Source organism: Pseudomonas sp. PDM19, assembly GCF_014852215.1.
Classification (GTDB): Bacteria; Pseudomonadota; Gammaproteobacteria; order Pseudomonadales; family Pseudomonadaceae; genus Pseudomonas.
In genome coordinates, this window is record NZ_JACVBG010000001.1 from 1,258,796 (window position 1) to 1,276,339 (window position 17,544).

At 65.0% G+C, this 17,544-nt stretch carries 13 protein-coding genes and 2 pseudogenes; 5 read left to right on the forward strand and 10 right to left on the reverse strand.

Translation table 11 applies throughout. The features are described 5' to 3' along the window. Position 1: 1 nt before the first annotated feature. The 3 genes from IB273_RS05440 to IB273_RS05450 are packed head-to-tail and all read left to right on the forward strand — an operon-like array spanning position 2 to position 2,065. Positions 2-835 carry a DUF692 domain-containing protein gene (locus tag IB273_RS05440; protein WP_192223460.1) on the forward strand — a complete coding sequence of 278 codons (834 nt, stop codon included), beginning with the start codon at positions 2-4 and terminating at the stop codon, positions 833-835. Next, positions 832-1,587, forward strand: coding sequence for a DNA-binding domain-containing protein (locus IB273_RS05445; RefSeq protein ID WP_192223461.1), 756 nt, complete (start codon positions 832-834; stop codon positions 1,585-1,587). The genes IB273_RS05440 and IB273_RS05445 overlap by 4 nt, the downstream gene beginning before the upstream one ends. A 10-nt stretch (positions 1,588-1,597) precedes the next feature. Continuing rightward, on the forward strand, positions 1,598-2,065 hold the full coding sequence (locus tag IB273_RS05450; protein ID WP_081520000.1) for a DoxX family protein: 468 nt from the start codon (positions 1,598-1,600) through the stop codon (positions 2,063-2,065). Between the two features lie 66 nt (positions 2,066-2,131). On the opposite strand, the gene IB273_RS05455 is transcribed toward IB273_RS05450, so the two are convergent. Continuing rightward, entirely contained in the window at positions 2,132-3,715 is a 1,584-nt protein-coding gene (locus IB273_RS05455; RefSeq protein ID WP_192223462.1) for a GMC family oxidoreductase, read from the reverse strand. A gap of 128 nt (positions 3,716-3,843) precedes the next feature. Here IB273_RS05455 and IB273_RS05460 point away from each other — a divergent pair, with 128 nt between their 5' ends. Then, a complete protein-coding gene (locus IB273_RS05460) occupies positions 3,844-4,887 on the forward strand; it encodes an AraC family transcriptional regulator (RefSeq protein WP_151187154.1) in 1,044 nt (347 codons plus the stop codon). A 12-nt stretch (positions 4,888-4,899) separates the two neighbouring features. Here the strand turns inward: IB273_RS05460 and IB273_RS31850 are convergent. The 4 genes and pseudogenes from IB273_RS31850 to IB273_RS05475 form a co-directional block, all read right to left on the reverse strand. Next, a pseudogene (locus tag IB273_RS31850) lies at positions 4,900-5,088 on the reverse strand (response regulator transcription factor); the annotation flags it as partial. A 111-nt stretch (positions 5,089-5,199) separates the two neighbouring features. After that, positions 5,200-7,464: pseudogene (locus IB273_RS05465) on the reverse strand (helix-turn-helix transcriptional regulator); the annotation flags it as partial. 105 nt (positions 7,465-7,569) lie between these two features. Beyond that, the gene (locus IB273_RS05470) at positions 7,570-8,940 is read right to left on the reverse strand and encodes a DUF1329 domain-containing protein (protein WP_192223464.1); all 1,371 of its coding nucleotides are present in this window, start codon (positions 8,938-8,940) and stop codon (positions 7,570-7,572) included. A gap of 16 nt (positions 8,941-8,956) precedes the next feature. Further along, positions 8,957-10,852: a DUF1302 domain-containing protein gene (locus IB273_RS05475; RefSeq protein WP_192223465.1), complete on the reverse strand. Its 1,896-nt coding sequence runs from the start codon at positions 10,850-10,852 to the stop codon at positions 8,957-8,959. Between the two features lie 344 nt (positions 10,853-11,196). On the opposite strand from IB273_RS05475, the gene IB273_RS05480 reads away from it, so the two are divergent. After that, a complete protein-coding gene (locus IB273_RS05480) occupies positions 11,197-11,808 on the forward strand; it encodes a hypothetical protein (protein WP_081520006.1) in 612 nt (203 codons plus the stop codon). 60 nt (positions 11,809-11,868) lie between these two features. On the opposite strand, the gene IB273_RS05485 is transcribed toward IB273_RS05480, so the two are convergent. The 5 genes from IB273_RS05485 to IB273_RS05505 all read right to left on the reverse strand — a co-directional run bounded on the left by IB273_RS05485 (position 11,869) and on the right by IB273_RS05505 (position 17,376). Then, positions 11,869-13,842: a BCCT family transporter gene (locus IB273_RS05485; protein ID WP_192223466.1), complete on the reverse strand. Its 1,974-nt coding sequence runs from the start codon at positions 13,840-13,842 to the stop codon at positions 11,869-11,871. Between the two features lie 121 nt (positions 13,843-13,963). Next, positions 13,964-14,497 carry a membrane integrity-associated transporter subunit PqiC gene (locus IB273_RS05490; RefSeq protein ID WP_081520008.1) on the reverse strand — a complete coding sequence of 178 codons (534 nt, stop codon included), beginning with the start codon at positions 14,495-14,497 and terminating at the stop codon, positions 13,964-13,966. 29 nt (positions 14,498-14,526) lie between these two features. Beyond that, positions 14,527-16,167 carry an intermembrane transport protein PqiB gene (locus IB273_RS05495; RefSeq protein ID WP_081520009.1) on the reverse strand — a complete coding sequence of 547 codons (1,641 nt, stop codon included), beginning with the start codon at positions 16,165-16,167 and terminating at the stop codon, positions 14,527-14,529. Further along, on the reverse strand, positions 16,148-16,783 hold the full coding sequence (locus tag IB273_RS05500) for a paraquat-inducible protein A (RefSeq protein ID WP_081520010.1): 636 nt from the start codon (positions 16,781-16,783) through the stop codon (positions 16,148-16,150). Before IB273_RS05500 ends, IB273_RS05495 begins: the two co-directional genes overlap by 20 nt. Further along, a complete protein-coding gene (locus IB273_RS05505; RefSeq protein ID WP_192223467.1) occupies positions 16,780-17,376 on the reverse strand; it encodes a paraquat-inducible protein A in 597 nt (198 codons plus the stop codon). Before IB273_RS05505 ends, IB273_RS05500 begins: the two co-directional genes overlap by 4 nt. Positions 17,377-17,544 lie beyond the last annotated feature (168 nt).

Genomic DNA, 17,544 nt, shown 5'->3' on the forward strand with positions numbered 1-17,544 from the left:
CATGAACGCATTCCATCAACCGGGCGCCGGGCTGGGGCTCAAGGGCGAACACTACGCCCAGGCCTTGGCCTGCTCCGCCCAGGGTCTCTGGTTCGAAGTGCATCCGGAGAACTACATGGTCGGCGGTCCCCGCCTTGCCTGGCTGGAACGGATCGCCGAACGCCATCCGCTATCGCTGCACGGAGTCTCGCTGTCCCTGGCGGCCGATGCTGCACCTGACGAGACACATCTTCGGCATCTGCGCGCGCTGGTCGAGCGCGTGCAACCGCACTTGATTTCCGAGCACCTGGCCTGGTCGACCTGGCGCGGCCAGTACCTGCCGGACCTGCTGCCCTTCCCGCGCAGCCATGCGGCCCTGGCGCGCATCACCGAGAACATCCAGCGCACCCAGGAAGCCCTGGGCCGGCGTATCGCCATCGAGAACCCCAGCCACTATCTGCGCCTGGAGGGCCACGACTGGGACGAAATCGAATTCCTCACGGAGCTCGCGCTGCGCACCGGCTGCGGCCTGCTGCTGGACGTCAACAACGTGCATGTCAGCTCGCACAATCTCGGCTTCGATGCGAGACGCTACCTCGACCGTTTCCCGGCAGCGGCCATCTTTGAAATCCACCTGGCCGGCCACAGCCGCGACGAGGGCGGCGAACTGCTGATCGACTCCCACGATGCGCCGGTCGCCGAGCCGGTCTGGGCGCTCTACGAACACCTGATCCAGCGCATCGGCCCGAGGCCGACACTGATCGAGCGCGACGACCATCTGCCTGCTTTCGAAGAGTTGCTGGCCGAGCGCGAGATCGCTCAGGCGATCCTCAACCTGGCGGAGGTGAAACCATGAAGAGCTCGCTCGGCGCCTTCCAGGATGCCTTTGTCGAGGCCATCTACCGGCGCCCTGCTCCAGCGCTGCAAGGCGTGATCACACAGGCGGCCTTCGAGGTGTATCGCAACACCGTGTTCAAGGGCTGCGTCGACGCGCTGTGCGATAACTTCCCGACCATCGAGCGCCTGGTCGGTACCGACTGGATGCGCGCGGCGGCAGCCATTCACGCCCGCGAGACGCCGCCAGACGATGCCCGCCTGATCCTCTACGGTGAGCGCTTTGCCGATTTCCTCGATGCATTCGAACCCGCACGGGAACTGCCCTACCTTGGCGCCGTGGCGCGCCTGGACCGGTCATGGACGGAGGCCTTCGTCGCACCTCAGGAGGCGCGCCTCGACCTCGCCAGTCTGGCCGGCATGACCGCATCGGATCTTGCCACCTGCCACCTGGAGACGCGTGCCTGCGTGCGCTGGCGCTGGTTTGCCGAGCAGCCGATCTACAGCATCTGGCGCTACAACCGCGAAGCCCTGCCGATACCCGAAGAGCTGCCCTGGCAAGGCGAAGGCGCGTTACTGGTCGGCCATTCCGATGGCGTCGCCTGGCACGCGCTTGAGGTCGGCGGCTGTACCTTTCTCGACGCCTGTGCAGCCGGAGACAACCTGGATCAGGCATCGACCCAGGCACTTCAGGCGCAACCGGATCTCGACTTCCACGACCTGTTCGGCCGCCTGCTGGGCGCCGGGGTTTTCCGTCCCATCGCCCTCGCGTGAGGAGACCATCATGGACATCGCCCGCACTACCCTGCCCCGCACCGGCCTGCGCCAACGCTGGAACCGCATGGCCGACTTCCTGCAGCACCTGCTCGGCGACACCTTTCTCTGCCTGGTGGCGCGCTGGGGAATCGCCGCGACCTTCTTCCTCTCCGGGCGCACCAAGGTCGAAGGGCTCCTGACCATCACCCCGAGCACCTACGAGCTGTTTCGCACCGAGTACATGCTGCCGCTGGTGCCGCCGCAGATCGCCGCCCACCTGGCGACCTACGCCGAGCACCTCTTCCCGCTGCTGCTGGTGCTGGGCCTGTTCACCCGCCTTTCGGCCCTGGCGCTGCTGGGGATGACCACGGTGATCGAGGTGTTCGTCTATCCGGACGCCTGGCCCACCCACCTGGTCTGGGCGGGCCTGCTGCTGTGGCTGATCGGGCGCGGTGCCGGCAGTTGGTCGCTGGATCGCGCGCTGGGCATTCGCTGACGGGCCGCCCAATTGAGCTGGGCGGGCCCGCCACGATCTTCGGGGGTCCTGCTGCTCTGGCGGCACTCAGGCAGCGATGATCCACTCCGCGGCCCGCTCCGCGATCATGATCGACGGGGCGTTGGTGTTGCCGCCAACCAGCGTGGGCATGATCGAGGCATCGACGACCCGCAAGCCTTCGATACCGTGCACACGCAGTTGCCCGTCCACGACCGCCATCTCGTCGCTGCCCATCTTGCAGGTGCCAACCGGGTGGTAGACGGTATCGGTGCGCTTGCGCAGCAGTTCGATCAGTTGCTCGTCGCTGGAGAGGTTCTGGCTGTACAGGTCCTTCAGGCCGTACCTGGCCAGCGGTGCCTGGCCGACGATGTCCTGCACCATGCGGTATCCCTTCAGCAGCGTGCTGACGTCGTCGTCATGGCCGAGGAAATTGGGGTCGATGCGCGGCGCGGCGAAAGGGTCGGCCGAGTGCAGGCCGACGCTGCCGATGCTTTTCGGCCGCAGCACGCAGACATGGCAGCTGAAGCCATGTCCCCAGTGCAGCTTGCGACCGTGGTCGTCGATCGGGCCGATCACCGCATGCAGCTGGATATCCGGGCGGGCCAGGTCCGCGGAGGTTTTCAGGAAGCCACCGCTCTCGGCACAGTTGCTCGCGAAGGGACCGATACGCTGGCGGGTGTAATCGAAGAAGGCCTTGCCCATGCGCACCGTGCCCCTGGCGGAGATGCCCAGCAGGGTGGTGTCATGGCTCTTGTAGCAGGCGACGAAGTCCGGGTGGTCCTGGAGGTTTTTCCCCACGCCCGGAAGCTCGTGCTGCAGCGCAATACCGTGGGGTTTCAGTTCGGCCTCCGCACCAATGCCTGAAAGCATCAGCAGTTGCGGACTGCCAAAGGCCCCTGCGCTCAGCAGTACTTCCCTGCGTGCCCTGATTTCCAGGCGCTCACCCTTGACCGACACCTGCATGCCCACGGCGCGCTTGCCTTGCAGCAGGATGCGCTGGGCCTGGGCTCCGGTAATGACCGTGAGGTTACCGCGAAGCTCGCGGATGGGCTTGAGGAATGCCGAGGCAGTGCTCCAGCGCCGGCCCTCGCGGATGGTCACGTCGTAGTGCCCTACCCCTTCCTGCTCGGCACCGTTGAAGTCGGCATTGCGAGAGTGCCCGGCCTGCTGGGCCGCATCGAGGAAGGCATTGGTGACCGCGTGCGGCTGCACCCGGCCGACGTACAGCTCACCATCGCCACCGTGGTAGTCACAGCCCCCCAGATGATGGCCCTCGCTCTTGCGGAAGTACGGCAGCACGTCGTCATAGCCCCAGCCCGCGTTGCCCAGGGCCTGCCAGTCGTCGTAATCGCTGCGATGCCCGCGAATGTAGATCATGCCGTTGATCGAGCTGCTGCCGCCCAGGGTCTTGCCGCGCGGCTGGTAGCCAACACGGCCGCCCAGGCCGGGTTGCGGGACCGTCTGCAACGCCCAGTTGACGTGGCGTGTCGGCAGAATGGCGGCTACGCCGATCGGCGTGTGGATCAGTGGCGAGGTGTCTTCGGAACCCGCCTCCAGCAGGCACACCCGTACCGAAGGGTCGGCACTCAGACGATTGGCCAGTACGCAGCCGGCCGAGCCGGCACCAACGATGATGTAGTCGAATTCCATACTTGTTCTTCTCGGTTCGCGGGCGATACGCACCGAGCAGCATGTCTCGGCGCAGACCGCTGGAATTCTTCGCCGCCGAGGCGCACATTAATTGACTTTCAACGACTTGTTTTTGACTTTCGACGACTGTGACCGCCCTCATCCGCACGACCTCGTTCATCGGCTTTCCGCAACTGATCGCTCAGTTGGGCGGGAATTGCGAGCACTTGCTGCACCGCTTCCAGATAGCCCCCGCCGCACTCGAAGACGACGAGGCACGGGTACCGCTGCGCGCCCTGGTGGCCGTGCTCGAATGTGCCGCCAACGAACTGGACTGCCCCGACCTGGGCCTGCGAATGGCCGAGTACCAGGACCTCCAGGTGCTCGGGCCGGTGGCGCTGATCGCGCGGAATTCGGCCACGGTAGGCCAGGCGCTGGAGGAAATCTCGCGGTTCATCGGCTATCACAGTCCCGGCATCGATGTGCAGCTCGACCGCAGTGATCGTCAGGCGCCGCGGCTGCTGATCGAGATTCGCCTGCCCGGCCCTACGCGCCTGAGGCAGATGCAGGAGCTGGCACTGGGGGTTGGCCACAACACCCTGAAGCTTCTGTGCGGCAGCCAGTTCAGCGCTCGCTCCGTGTTGCTCAGCGGAGCCGGCGCACTGCCCCCCGCCCGCTACAAGCGCTACTTCAGGAGCCCGGCCTACTTCAACCAGGACTGCAACGCCCTGGTCCTGAGCAATGAGCAACTGGGCATGCGCATCGAACAACAGGACCCGCAGCTGCACCGCGTGATGCTGGACTACCTGCGGCCCTTCGATGCCCAGGCCGCCGCCGGCCTGGTACATCAGGTGGAGAACCTGATCCTGCGGACGCTGCCCACCCAGCGCTGCCGGATCGGCCTGATCGCCGAGCAACTCGGCCTGCATGAGCGGGTGCTGCAACGTCGCCTGGCGGAGCTGGGCACGGGATTCGAGCAGGTGCTCGAACAGGCTCGACGTTCCTGCGCGCAACGCTACCTTGCCGAGCGCCACATGCCGATGTCCCAGGTCGCGGGCTTGTTGGGCTACAGCGAACAGAGCGTGTTCAACCGAGCCTGTCGCCGCTGGTTCGATGACACGCCGCGCGCGATCCGGCGACAACTGCTCGACGGCAGCGCCGCAATTGACCCCGAAGATCCGCCCTACCGCTAGCGTAGCTGGAGGCTACCGCACCAGCCCCAGTTCCTTGGCCCGGACAATGGCCTGTGTGCGCCGGGCCACTCCCAGTTTCACGTTGATCTTCTGCGCATGGCTCTTGACGGTGTGCAGTGAAATGAACAGCTGCTCGGCGATGTCCTGGTTGGACAACCCCTGGGCAATCATCTTCAGCACCGAGAGCTCACGCGGGCTGAGCAACACTGCGGCGGCCTGCTGGTCCTTCGGCCTGAGCGAGTCCTTGCCCCAGCGAATCAGGCCGGGATTGCGCAGGCTGCAGTGATACTCGGCGCTTAGCATGCCAGTCTGCCGGGACAGCGCCATCGCATCGAGCAACGCCCGCTGCGCGCCGCCCTGCTGCCCCTTGGCATAGAGTGCTTCGGCCATGCCGAACCACAACTCTATGGCAAGACTGCGACGCTCCTGCCGCAGGGCCGCCTTGAGCATGTCCTCGAAGGCATCGCTGACCTCTTCACCCATCGCCTGCCGTGCATGCAGCAGCGCCACGTGCAGATGCTGGACCAGTTCGGGATTGCCGTACGGTGGCCTGCAGCACTCTGCACCGCTGTACTGCCGCAGTCCCTCCTCCAGTGCGCTACGAGCGCGGCCGGCATTGCCTTCCTGAATCCACAGCCGGGCGTAACCGAGCAGCAGGAGGTTCTGGTACAGCGGCTCGGTGATGTTGCGGAACTGCAGCAGGCGCTCTGCATCGGCCAGACGCTGATGAGCCTGGCCGAGCGACTTCTGCATCGCATCGAGCTCGGCCAGGCCGATGTAGCCCCAGGAGGCCGCCGGGTCTTCGCAGTCCAGGCATTCCTGCAACCCGGCTTCATAATGTCCGCGGGCAACGGCGTAGTCGCCGCGCCGCGCCAGCAAGGCACCCAGGCGCAGTCGTGTCCGGCCGCGCAGGGGGTTGGCCTCACCCTTGCCTTCAACGCACAACTCCCGGTGCAACTGCTCGGTCAGGTGCAGCGCCTGAGCGAGTTCGCCGCGCATTTCCAGCAGCTGCACCTGCTGCAGCAGCAATACTGCTTCGAGCATGCGGCTCCCATGGCGGCGCGCCATCTTGATGGCATCGCGGTGAAACTGCTCGGCCGTCTCCATTCGCCCGTCGACGATTTCCACTTCGATCAGCGCGGTGAGCACGATCACGTGCTGCGCCCAGGCAGATTCCGGCAGGTTCTCCAGCGCTTCGCGCATGTGCCGTGCATCGGCCTTGCCCCGGTGGTATTCGAGCTTGCCGGTCAGCGCCTGGCATTGTGCGAGCAGCTCGCGCTGACGCTGTGCCGTCGGCTGCGGCAGGAAGCGTTGCAGCTGCGCTGCGCAGACTTCCGCCTCGTCGAGGCGGCCGCTGATGAGCAGCGCCCAGGAGTTCAGGATCAGCAGGCGCGGCGTACTGGAGATCAGCTCGCCAGGCAGCAGGTTGCGCCATCGGAGCACTCGGGCCATCTGGCTGCCGTGCAGCAGTCGATCGCGGGTGAAGTGCTGCAACAGGCTGGCGGCAATCTCGGGCTGCTCCGCGAGCAGCGCGTAATCGATTGCCTGGCGAATCTGCTCGCGCCCGGCGGACCACTGGCAGGCATGGCGGTACAACGCACGCTTCAGGCCCTGGGCAACTTCCGTCGCCAGAATGCTACCCACCGCCGGACGAACACGATGCAATCCCAGGTCCGCATCGAGCGTCTCGATGAACACACCCGCGTCGAGCAGTTGCTGAAGCAGCTGCTTGCCTTCGCCTGCGCCCAGTACGTGATCGCACAGGGAATCGTCGAAGTCCTGCAGGCAGGACAGCTTGCACAACGCATCCCGCAACTCCGCCGAAAGCTCCGCCAGCACTTCCTGTTCCAGGTAGCGTCTCACAAGCGCGTTGCCCTGCATCGCTTCCGGCAACTGCCCGGGGTCTCGGCCATGCAGGCGCAGACGGATGCCGGCGAACCAGCCATCGGTCTGCATCATCAGGGTCTGCACGCTGGTAACCGGCACCTCGCCATACAGGCTGCCCAGCAGCTCGCTCAATTCGGTGGCCGTCATGGCCAGGTCTTCTGCGCCGAGCTCCAGCAGTTCGCCGTCGAGCAACAGGCGCTCCAGCTTGCAGGCAGGCCTGCGACGACTGGCGATCCACCAGGACACCGTCGGCGCCGACGCTCGCAGCAGGAGCTCGAGGAGACGGTCGATGCGTTCGTCTGCCGCTCGCGGCAGGTCATCGAGCATGATCCAGAGCGCACCTTCGCGCTGCGCCAGGCAGTTGAGCACCGAGATGGGATCGCTGTCGACGAGCTCCAGCGCCGAAGCGAGCAGGCGCAGCAAGGCCACGTCATCCAGCACCAGGCCTTTCAGGTCGAGCCACAGCACCTGGGTCTGTTCGGGACGGGCCAGGGCGCACTCGCGCAGCAGCACGCTCTTGCCGCTTCCCGCCGGGGCGCAGATCAGCCGCAGCCGGCAGCGCGCAGCGAGCAAGGTCTTGCTGAGTCGGGGGCGCGGCAGAAAGCCGGTGGGCAACGAGGGAACGCGGCACGGGTCTGAATAGATGTTCGCCGTGGGCATGGCGTTACTCGCTGATACAAAGTCCGCCATGGTACGGCTTGCCCTTGAGGCTGTATTGGGCTTGCCGACGATCAGGCATAAAAAAGGGCGGCTGTTCGGCCGCCCAACACGGAGTTGCTCGGTGAACTGATGACGTCAGCGAACGCCCGTCTGGCGCAATGCTGCCGGGGTGTAGTCCGCGGCAAGCGCCTTGGCGCCGAACACTATGCTCTGCTTCTCTTCGTTCTTCAGGCCCATGACCGAGTAGCGGCCGGAGATGACATCGTAGAGAGTCTCGGCGGTGTAGCCCGGCACTTTCTGGTTGTAATACTGCTGCGCGTGGCCCTCGCCGACACGCCACAGCTGGCCACGGCCGTCATAGTGGTCGACCTCGGCCAACTGCCAGGTGTCCTCGTCGAAGAACATGTGGCGCTTGGCGTAGATGTGCCGCTCACCGTCCTTCAGCGTACCCACCACTTCCCAGACCCGGTGCAGCTCGTAGCGGGTCAGGTCCTGGTTGATGTGCCCCGGCTTGATGATGTCGTCGTACTTGAGCGACGGCGAGTCGAGCTTGTAGCTGTTGTAGGGGATGTACAGCTCCTTCTTGCCGACCAGCTTCCAGTCGTAGCGATCGGGCGAGCCGTTGTACATGTCGTAGTTGTCGGAGGTAGCCAGGCCGTCGGCAGCGGTTGCCGGGCCGTCGTAGGCAACTTGCGGAGCACGCCGAACGCGGCGCTGACCGGCGTTGTAGAGCCACGCCTGGCGCGGTTCCTTCACCTGGTCGATGGTCTCGTGCACCAGCAGCACGTTGCCCGCCAGACGCGCCGGCGCGGTCACCCGCTGGATGAAGTAGAAGAGGATGTTGTCGCCCTTGGCCTTGTCGAAATCCGGCAGTTTGGCGGGATAGGACACTTCATCCTCGAAGTGCACCATCGAGAAGGAGCCATCCACCTGCGGCTGCACGCGGGTGATGTAGCGATGGATGTTACCGCCGCGGTAACGTGTTTCGTGGTTCCACACCAGCTCCACGCCGGTCTTCGGAATCGGGAAGGCGTAGTAGTGGCTGTCGAAGTTCTGCAGGCCGTTACCGCCCCCGACCAGCTCGGTGTGCTGGGCGCTGTTCCTGATCGCGGCGTAGATATCGTCGGGCAGCGCTGCGGTACGGTGCGTCGGGTATACCGGGATCCTGTAGCTGTCCGGATAGCGCTTGAACATCGCCATCTGGCCTTCGGTGAGCTTGCCCTTGTACTGCTCGGCGTTGGCCGCCGTGATGACGAACAGCGGCTTCTCGCTGGCGAACGGGTCGGCCAGGAAGCCTTTGCCGTCGACCGCCCCGGCATTCACCGGCAGGCCGCCGGTCCAGGCCGGAATGCTGCCGTCGGCGTTGCCGGCCTTTTCGGCGCCCATGGGCGTCAGGGTTCCACCCAGCTGCGCCACTTCGGCCGCCGGGGCGGCAGCCATCACGCTGCTGGCCAGTAGCGAGAGGGCCAGAACGCCGGATTTCAACAGTGTTTTCTGAGTCTGCATGGCAGGGTCCCCTGGGTTAGAAGTTCACGCCGAAACTGAGCGCGACGAAGTCCCTGTCGACCGACGTGTTGTAGTCGCCGCCAAAGAAGTCGGTGTAGGAAAGGCTGGTGGTGTAGGTGTTGGCGTAGTCCGCATCGAGGCCGAAGCTGACGGCCTTGCTGCCCTCGTTGAACAGGCCGTTGGGACCGTAGCCATGGACGTCGTGCGACCAGCTGATGTTCGGCCGCAGGTTCACTCCGGCGAAGACGCTGTTGTAGTCCCAGATCGCGCGGGCGCGGTAACCCCAGGAGGTGGCGGTGACGTAGCCGTCATCGGTGCAGTTGGTGGTCAGGTTGGTGTAGTCATTGTTGCCCACCGCGCCAGCGATGGTGGTCTGGTTGAGCGCGCGGCAGGTGTTGACCGAGCCAGTGGCGGGCAGCGGTCCCGGCCCGTAGACCGGGTCGCGGCCGTAACGCGCCTCGCTGGTCGAGTCGAGCCCACCGACATGCACCACACCCACCTCGCCCACCAGGGTCAGGCGCTCGGCGCCCATGACCTGATCGAAGAAGTGCGTCAGGGTGGTCTGGAACTGGGTGATTTCCTTGCGGCGATAGCCGTGCAGGTCGCCTCCCGGAGTGGCCTGCAGTACCGAGGCATTGCCGTAGGCGGCATAGGCCACGGGGTTGATGGCAGCCAGTGGCCCGACGCCGGAGAACAGCAGGTCCGTCGTGTTCAGCTGGACGGGCGCATTGGGCCGGTAGCTGACCTCGCCGCTCCAGGCGGTTCCGGTGGGCAGCGTGGTCGAGAAGCTCAGGCCGTACAGGTGGATATCTTCCGGATACTCCATGAAGTAACTGGAGTTCCCCGCCACCACCAGGGGGGCCGCTGCACCGGTGCGGCCAGCCACGTTGTAGAGGCTCTGCGAGGGTGCGGTCACGCTGAGGAACGGCGCACGGCTGTGGTAGTTCATGAAGTACGCGCCAAACTCGGTGTTCAGCGGGTCGAACATGTAGCGCAGCGCCAGGCCCCACTGGCCGCCGTCACGGGCATCGCGGTCGCCACTGCGGCGCACCAGGGTGCCTTCGCCGTTCTGGTCGATGTCCATGGTGGTTCCAGGCAGCGCGGCGTTGATGGCATTGCCGGCGGCGAGGTTGTTGGTCAGCAGGCGCAGGTTGTTGCTGCAGCCGTCGGCCACCACGTCCGCCTGGGAGAAGAAGGTGCCGCAGTTGTCGACGACCGTCTGGTCCCACTCCAGCTGGTAGAAGGCTTCTGCCGAGAGGCTGTCGGTCAGGCTCTGCGACACGTAGAACATGTTCACCGGGATCAGGCCTTCCTTGATCTCGGCGCCTGGGCGGCGGAAGGCGGCAACGTCGATCGGGTTGATCGAGTTGATGCTGTTGAGGATGAAGGTGCTCTCCCCCCAGCTCACCACCTGCTTGCCCAGGCGGACCGAGCCCGGCTGATCGGCAATGGTGTAGTTGTGGTAGACGAAGGCATCGAGCATCTGCGCGCCAGCGGACTTCGCGCCCTCCTTGCGACCGCTGTCGTCGATGTCCTTGAACGGCCGGCTTTCATCCTTGAGTTCGAAGTCGTACCAGTACTTGCCGCGCAGGAACACGCCGGTGTCTTCGTACTTCAGCTCGAGGTCGTGGATGCCCTTGAAGATCTTCGAGAAGGTCTTGCCCTTCTTGAAGTTCAGGTGCCCGTCATCGGTGGTCTGCGACAGGCCCTTGCCACCGTTGTTGACGCCGATGAGGTCCGGATCACCACCGCGTAGCGCCCAGCTGGCCCCCACGGACAGGGACGAGTCGAAGGTTCCCTCGACTTCACCGATATTGAACGTGACGGCCTGGGCCTGTGCGGCACAGCCCAGTGCAACGGCTAGCGCCAGTGCGTTGGGGGCGAATCCGGCGCGCGCTTTTGTTGTTGTCATGCGGCTTTCCCGTGGTTGGTGTTGGCCCGGGAAAACTAATCAGTACGAGAGAACGACGTAAGCGACGAAGTAGGGATTCAGAAACTCATACTTAGGTATGAGCGCAGCCGATCGCATTGCCCGCTGGCGACAGCAATTGCCGAATCTGGCCACCAGGAATAGAGCGGCAGAGCCCCTCGCCCAAGCTTTCGCCTGGCATATGCCCTGTCGTGAAATGCTCTTTGCTTCGACTGACTGGCGGGCAGATCCGCCGGGTGCTTCCTCACCGCGCGTCTAAGCTCTTGCGACACAAGGGGCCCGGGGCGATCCCATGGAGTCGGGCCGCAAAGCCAAGGAGACTGCGCATGTTCAGATTCATCAAGACCACCATTGCCGGCGGGCTGCTCTTCATTCTTCCGCTGGTACTGCTGTTCATCCTCATCGAGAAGGCCATCCATCTGCTCAGTGGCCCGCTGCAGAAGGTGCTGCCGATCTTCGCGGGTTTTTCTGTCGCGGGAGCCACCTCCGTCACCGTGGCGGCCATCTTCGTGTTGCTGCTCTTCTGCTTCCTGGCGGGGCTGCTGGCCAGGACTGCAGCAGCTTCCAGCGCGCTACGGGCGCTGGAAGACCGGCTGCTCGGCAATCTGCCGGGTTACCAGTTGCTGAAGGACGCGACAGCCCGATTCACCGGCATGGAGAACATCGAAGGCGCCCGCGTCGTGATGGTCATCCAGGACAGCGGCTACCGATTCGGCCTGTGCCTGGAAAGCCGGGAAGACTGGCTGCTGGTCTACATGCCTGACGGTGGCCCCGCAGGTGGCACCGCTGGCGAGGTGCAGACACTGACCAGCGATGCCGTGGTGATGACCGATATCCCCTGGCTTTCGCTGCTGGCCTGCCTTCGCCGGGGCGGACGCGGTGCGCTGGAGCTGGCCGCTCCCTACCTGGACGGGAAAGCCCCGGCCGGCACTGACTGAGACTTTCCCGCAGCCGCTCTCGACGGGCCCCGCCAATGGCGGAAGAGCCCACCACAGGCCTCAGCGCACTACATGCAGGTAGTGCAGATGCCGCTCGTACTGATCCAGGATGTCGGCAATCACGTCGTCACGGCTCCAGCCCATGATGTCGTAATCCTGGCCACCTTCGCGCAGATGCACCTCGGCGCGGAAGTACTTGCGGGCTTCACCGCCATCGCTGTCGTCGAGCACCATGAAGCTCGGACTGGTAAAGGCCCGCGGGCGAACCTCATAGCGGAAGTGCGCCTCGCCCGAAGGCGAGAGGTCGAGGCTGACACGGCCATCGTCCAGTTCCACCACCGAGACCTCCTGCCCCTGCTTGCGCAGCTCTGCTGCCACCTCCTCGCAGGCCGGGCGGACCACCTCGCTGATGAAGCGGGTGACGTGGGCGCGGCGTGGCTTCATGGCGATGTTGCGCAGGCGGCGCTGCCAGCCGCCTTCGTGATGGGGGGCATGGCGCGGTGCGGGCAACGCCTGGTTGCGCAAGCCGCGCCGCGTGGCGTCCAGGTGCAGCGCGCGGAACAAGCCCCAGATCGACGCCAGCAGGATGATCGAGAAAGGTAGCGCACTGGCGATGGTCGCCGTCTGCAGCGCCTTGAGCCCGTTAGCCAGCAGCAGCGCCACGGCGACCACACCGATGCTCACCGACCAGAAGATACGTTGCCACAGTGGCGAATGGGCATGCCCGGAAGAGGCCAGCATATCCACCACCAGTGCGCCGGAATCGGCGGATGTCACGAAGAACACCACCACCATCAGCACCGCCACCATCGACACCACACTCGACAGCGGGAAGTGCTCCAGGAAGGCGAACAACGCCAGCGAGCTGTCCTGATCGACGATTGTCGCCAGGTCGCGCACCCCCTCGTTGAGGATCATGTGGATGGCCGAATCACCGAACACCGTCATCCACAGCAGGGTGAACCCGGCCGGCACGAAAAGCACGCCGCAGACGAACTCGCGGATCGTCCTGCCGCGCGAGATGCGCGCGATGAATAGACCCACGAAGGGCGACCAGGACAGCCACCAGCCCCAGTAGAGCAGCGTCCAGCCGCCGATCCAGTCGGTCGGTTGATAGGCGTAGAGATTGAAGGTCTTGTTGACGATGTCCGACAGGTAGGCGCCGGTGTTCTGCACATAGGTCTGCAACAGGAAGACGGTCGGACCGAGCAGCAGCACGAAGAGCATGAGGATCACGGCCAGCGCCAGGTTCAGCTCGGAAAGGATGCGGATGCCCTTGTCCAGGCCGCTGGCGACCGAAAGCGTGGCCAGGCCGCAGGTCACCGTGATGAGGATGATCTGCACCGTGGGATTCACCGGCAGGCCGAACAGGTGGTGGAAACCACTGTTGATCTGCAGCACGCCGTAGCCCAGGGAAGTGGCGACGCCGAATACGGTACCGATGATGGCGAAGACATCCACTGCGTGGCCGATGGGCCCGTAGATGCGCTCGCCGATCAGCGGATAGAGCGCCGAACGCAGGGTCAGCGGCAGGCCCTTGCGGAAGCTGAAATACGCCAGGATCAGGCCGACGATGGCGTAGATCGCCCAAGCGTGCAGGCCCCAGTGGAAGAAGGTGATCTTCATTGCCTCGCGGGCGGCAGCGACGGTGCCCGCCTTGCCCACCGGCGGGCTGGTGAAGTGCATGATCGGCTCGGCTACGCCGAAGAACATCAGGCCGATGCCCATGCCGGCGGAAAACAGCATGGCGAACCAGCTGCTGCTGCGGTACTCCGGCTCGCTGTGATCGGGGCCGAGCTTGATGTCACCGTAGCGGCTGATGGCGAGGAACACCACGCTGATCAGGATCAGCGCGACGGCGAGGATGTAGAACCAGCTGGCATTGCCGAAGATCCAGCGCTGCACGCTGTCGAACTGCGTCTGGGCCTCGGCCTGGAAGACCACGGCGTACAGCACGAGCAGGAAGATCAGTGCGGCGCTGGTGTAGAAAACCGGTGGATTGAGGGTGCTGCGGGGGCGGGACGAAGTCTCCATCAAGTGTTATCTCCTGTAACGCGTCAGCCTGTGCCAGAAGCGGGCGCAAGCGCTGCCAAGGGTACCCTTTTTCGGTATCGAATTTTCTCGATGGGGCAGCACTGCCCTTCCCCGCCGCCGCTCAGGGGCAGGCGCTCGCGCCCCCTGCACTGGCCCGCGCCACCTGCTCCGCCAGCTTGCGCAGGTTGCTCTGATGCGCGCTCACCAGGCTGTCCACGCTATTCTCCGCAGGGCTCTGCAGGCTGCTGTGGCAAGTCAGGGATTTCTCGCTGCCGTGCTTGCGCAAGCGCCATTGAGCCTCCAGCAGTGAATACTGCCCCGGCACCGAATCGAATCGCTGGACCTCCACTCGCAACAGCGACGCGCCGGGTGCAGGCGCACCGAGCTGGTCCTGCAGGGCGTTGCCGAACTCGTCGACCAGATTCGCGCCCCACCACTCGGTCTCAAGGATCACCAGGCCGCTGCCGCCCTGGCGAACCACCATCTGCGAGCGATCCACCTGCGGCGGCAGCAGCACGCGCTCGACGCGCACCTGGCCGCTGGCGGGGCTGCCGGGCTGGGCCGGCAGCAGCGTGTGATAGTGCACCGGCGCGCTGCTGCAGCCCCCCAGCAGCGCGAACAGTCCCGCCAATGGCAGCAGGGATGACTTCGGCATCGGCTTTCTCTCCTGTGTACGGTGCTTGCTCATGGCTGCAGGTTGTCCGCATCCGCACCCTTGGGTTTGCCACGGATGAGCGATTCGGGGTGACGTCCGAGGTAGTCGGAGAGATCGCGCAGCGAGCGTGACATGCGATCCAGCTCATTCAGGGTATCGCTGAGTTTCTCCCGCTGCGGCGAGTTCTCGCCCAGCGCCGAGTTGGCCGTGGCCAGGGTCGAACGCACCTCGGCCAGGGTGCTGGTCACCGCGGGCAAGGTCTGGGTATTGAACTGCTTGAGGCTGCCCTGCAGCTCGCGCAGGTTGCCATCGAGATTGTTGGCGATGCTCTCCAGCGGCAGCTTGCGGATACGCTCCACCACTGCCTGCAACTGCTCCTGGAGTTTTTCCAGGCTGCTGGGAACCGTGGGGATCAGCAGCGGCCGGGCAGTGCCATCGAAGGCCACGGGCTTGGCATCGGGATAGAAGTCCAGGGAAATGTACAGCTGGCCGGTCAGCAGGTTGCCGCTGCGCGCCTGGGCACGCATACCGTGCTCGACGAAGCTGCTGATCACACGGGTGACCCCGGCCTCATCCCCGGTCGTGCTGTTGAACGCCCGGACCATCTTCTGGTGCACCGGGCCCAGTCGCTGCGGGTAGATCACCGCATCGACCAGCACCGGGAAGCTTTGCTGCTTCTCGTCGTAGTCCAGCTGGATGCCCGTGACCTTGCCGAACTCGACGCCCATGAACTCGACTGGCGCGCCCACGCTGAGCCCGCGCATCGACTGGTCGAAACGCAGGCGCAGGTACTGGGCGATACCCGACGGCGGCGCCAGGGCGCCCTCGCGGTCGGCGTACAGGTCGAAGACCTGGTTGTCGTTGGCAGCCGCCACGTCGGTGCTTCCCTCCGGCGTGCCGAAGGCCAGCCCACCCACCAGCAGTGCCGAGAGCGACTCGGTATTGACCTTCAGGCCGTTGGCGCCTACATCGACGTCCACGCCGCTGGCGTTCCAGAAACGGGAGTTCTGGGTGACGAAGGCGTCGTTTGGCGCCTCGACGAAAATGCCCAGGTCCACGCCCTTGCCATCGCTGCGCAAGGCATAGGAGGTCACCTGCCCCACCGGAATCTTGCGGTAATAGATCGGCGAGCCGATATCCAGCGAGCCGAGGTCTTCAGCGCGCAATACGAAGCTCTTGCCCTTCTCGCCATAGGTGATGGGCGGAGGAGCCTCCAGCCCGGTGAAACGCTTCTGCGGCGCCCGCGACTCCCCGGCATCCGCGCCAATGAAGTTGCCCGACAGCAGTGTGTCCACACCGGTAACGCCACCGGCACCGATACGTGGGCGCACCACCCAGAACTTGGCGCCCTGGGTGGCGAAGGATTCCGCTTCCTTGTTGAGCTTCACCGTGGCGTTGACGCTGTTCTTGTCGTTGGCCAGCTCCACCGCCTCGACCTCCCCGATGACCACGCTGCGGTACTTGACCTGGGTCTTGTGCGCGACCAGGCCTTCGCCGGTCCTGAACGAGATTTCGATGGTCGGCCCCTGCTCCATCCAGTTGCGCACGATCAGCGAGGCGCCCACCAGCAGCGCGACTATCGGCACAATCCAGACCATCGACACGTTCCAGCGCCGCGTGCGCACCGGCGCGGCCCCCGGCGTGCCTGGCTTAAGGGTGTCCTGCTGCATCGATAGGGTCTCCGTCGTCCCAGATAAGCCGTGGATCGAAACTCATGGCGGAAAGCATGGTGAAGACAACCACCAGGCCGAAGAAAAGAATGCCCGCTCGCGGCTCGATGGTGCCCAGTTCGCGCATCTGCACCAGGGCGGCCACCAGCGCGACGACCAGCACGTCGAGCATCGACCAGTAGCCGATCAGTTCGACCAGGCGATACAGCTGGGAGCGCTGGCGTTGCGCCCAGCTGCTGCGTCGTTGCACGGTCAGCAGCAACATGCCCATGGCCAGGAACTTGACCGCCGGCACGCCGATACTGGCGATGAAGATGATCAGGGCGATATCCCACGCCCCGCTTTCCCAGAACTCGAGCACGCCGCCGCCGATGGTGCTGTCGATGCCCTGGCCGAGCATCTCGGTATGCATCACCGGCAGCAGGTTGGCGGGGATGTAGAAGATCAGGGCGGCGATGAGAAACGCCCAGGCGCGCGTAACGGCCTCGCCCTTGCGCACATGCAGCGGCGCACCGCAGCGCCCGCAGTGATGGCCGTGCTCACGGACATCGCAGGCCAGTCCGCAACCATGGCAGAGGCACAGGTTGAGTTCGGTCGCCAGGGGGGGACGGCTCATACGCGCTCCCAGAGTTCGCGGATATCCTTCCCGGCGATATAGAGGATCAGTACGCTGAGCGCCGCCATGGCCAGCAGCCCGATACCGGGGATCACGTCGAGCAGGCCGGCCAGCTTGATCACCGCGACCATGGTTCCCAGCAGGCAGACCTCCAGCATGCTCCACGGGCGCAGGGCCTCCAGCCAGCGCATGCTGAAGGCGAAAGCCGGCGCCCGGCGCCCGGCCTGGGCGAACGCCAGCACCCAGATGAGCAGTGTTATCTGCAGCACCGGGGCGAGGATGATCGCCAGCGCCACGACCAGCGCGATGAGGGTGATGCTGCCGCTGCTGAGGATCATCACCGAATCCCACAGCGTCGCGGAGTTGCTCAGCCCCTGCATGCTGATGGTCATCACCGGGTAGCTGTGGGCGAACGCCAGCAGGAGGGCGCCGGTAATGGCCAGGGCCAGTCGCTGCTGAATCGTCAGCGCATTGTGCCGGTGAAGGACTCCGCCACAGCGCTCGCACAGGGCACGCTGATGGCGCTGGAGCGGCTCACGCCGGTACACCGCATCGCAGTATTCGCAAATGATCAGATCGCTGGAGGTCGACATGCGGACTCTCGGCTTGCCGTGTACGCGCTACTGCCCCCGATTCGCGCCACGCTTATGTCGGGGAAGACTAGTCGAATAATCGCCGGGGACCGCTTGAAGAGTGCCGGACCAAATGGTCAGCGGGCCTGCTCACGGTTTCCTCGGGGCCAGCCATACTGAGTCCAGCCC

Bases quoted from the DNA above. Each gene is read 5' to 3' on its own strand.
- IB273_RS05440 (WP_192223460.1), top strand. From the start codon at position 2: ATGAACGCATTCCATCAACCGGGCGCCGGGCTGGGGCTCAAGGGCGAA.
- IB273_RS05450 (WP_081520000.1), top strand. From the start codon at position 1,598: ATGGACATCGCCCGCACTACCCTGCCCCGCACCGGCCTGCGCCAACGC.
- IB273_RS05500 (WP_081520010.1), bottom strand. From the start codon at position 16,783: ATGAGCCGTCCCCCCCTGGCGACCGAACTCAACCTGTGCCTCTGCCAT.
- IB273_RS05470 (WP_192223464.1), bottom strand. From the start codon at position 8,940: ATGCAGACTCAGAAAACACTGTTGAAATCCGGCGTTCTGGCCCTCTCG.
- IB273_RS05505 (WP_192223467.1), bottom strand. From the start codon at position 17,376: ATGTCGACCTCCAGCGATCTGATCATTTGCGAATACTGCGATGCGGTG.
- IB273_RS05445 (WP_192223461.1), top strand. From the start codon at position 832: ATGAAGAGCTCGCTCGGCGCCTTCCAGGATGCCTTTGTCGAGGCCATC.
- IB273_RS05485 (WP_192223466.1), bottom strand. From the start codon at position 13,842: ATGGAGACTTCGTCCCGCCCCCGCAGCACCCTCAATCCACCGGTTTTC.
- IB273_RS05475 (WP_192223465.1), bottom strand. From the start codon at position 10,852: ATGACAACAACAAAAGCGCGCGCCGGATTCGCCCCCAACGCACTGGCG.
- IB273_RS05480 (WP_081520006.1), top strand. From the start codon at position 11,197: ATGTTCAGATTCATCAAGACCACCATTGCCGGCGGGCTGCTCTTCATT.
- IB273_RS05455 (WP_192223462.1), bottom strand. From the start codon at position 3,715: ATGGAATTCGACTACATCATCGTTGGTGCCGGCTCGGCCGGCTGCGTA.
- IB273_RS05495 (WP_081520009.1), bottom strand. From the start codon at position 16,167: ATGCAGCAGGACACCCTTAAGCCAGGCACGCCGGGGGCCGCGCCGGTG.
- IB273_RS05490 (WP_081520008.1), bottom strand. From the start codon at position 14,497: ATGCCGAAGTCATCCCTGCTGCCATTGGCGGGACTGTTCGCGCTGCTG.